Source organism: Segatella oulorum F0390, assembly GCF_000224615.1.
GTDB lineage: Bacteria > Bacteroidota > Bacteroidia > Bacteroidales > Bacteroidaceae > Prevotella > Prevotella oulorum.
The window spans coordinates 1-870 of the sequence record NZ_JH114223.1 but is presented as its reverse complement, the minus strand read 5'-3'; the positions used below and the strand labels follow the sequence as shown (position 1 = coordinate 870).

At 37.8% G+C, this 870-nt stretch carries 1 protein-coding gene and 1 pseudogene; both read right to left on the bottom strand.

Annotated elements, in window-relative coordinates; all coding sequences use genetic code 11:
- The coding region (locus tag HMPREF9431_RS13605) for an IS256 family transposase, variant Zn-binding type (protein ID WP_004381584.1) at positions 1-731 on the bottom strand (731 nt) is incomplete at its 3' end.
- 6 nt (positions 732-737) lie between these two features.
- Positions 738-785, bottom strand: a pseudogene (locus HMPREF9431_RS13785) (hypothetical protein); the annotation flags it as partial.
- Positions 786-870: the final 85 nt, after the last annotated feature.

The following is an 870-nucleotide window of genomic DNA, read 5'->3' as shown; positions in this document are numbered from 1 at the left end:
GTTGTATTAGGTATTTGTATATCCGGATGCTCCTCACACGTATAGAGCCATGGCAGATGTGTCTTAATAGAACGTCTTGCCGTTCTCAATCTTCTGTGTGTATAAGTTGTCTTACCCGAGATTAGGAGAGTTCGTTCATTTAGGAACTCTTTCCATTTATCACACCATTTATCAAAAGCAGTTATAAACTCTTCTTTTCTCATAGAGAACATCCTTCTCATTAATGCCAATAGTTCAACGCCTGCAGGCAAATGTGGGTTGTTAGTAAGGAGTCTTCTAACTATCTGAAATTGGTGAAATTGACACATTTGTACGGGACAGAAATGTATAGATTGTAAAAGTCCTACATGCCCATCACACACCACTGCTTTTATCATAGTTCCACGCTCCGCAATATACCGAAGTCCGTCAAGATAATCTCTGTTGGTTTCGTTTTTGACAAACTTGCGATAGAGTATTTTGCCTGATGAAGCATCCTGAAACAGCATCACACCAAATGTCCTGGAAAAGTATGTTGTATCCAGTATTATTACTGCAGATTTGGGGTAAGTAGCAGTAAAGCTATCTACTACTAAGCTCAACCTACGTCGTATGGTTCGCTTTGAACATTTATAAAGAGTGGATAGATCAGAAATCGTTCGATTTGCCGTCAGATAGTCATTCCATAGAGAAATATTATTTATACGCAGATCACCTTGAAATTGTCTACCACAATCCTTGCAAAAATACATCTGAACAGTACGTCGATGCCCATTTTTTTTAACATTTGAGCTATTACAGAAGATACAGTTTTTTTATTCATAGGTTTTCAAATGCTGCAAAGGTAGTAAATAAAAGGATTCAGAGAGGTTTTCAGCCTACCAAATGCCA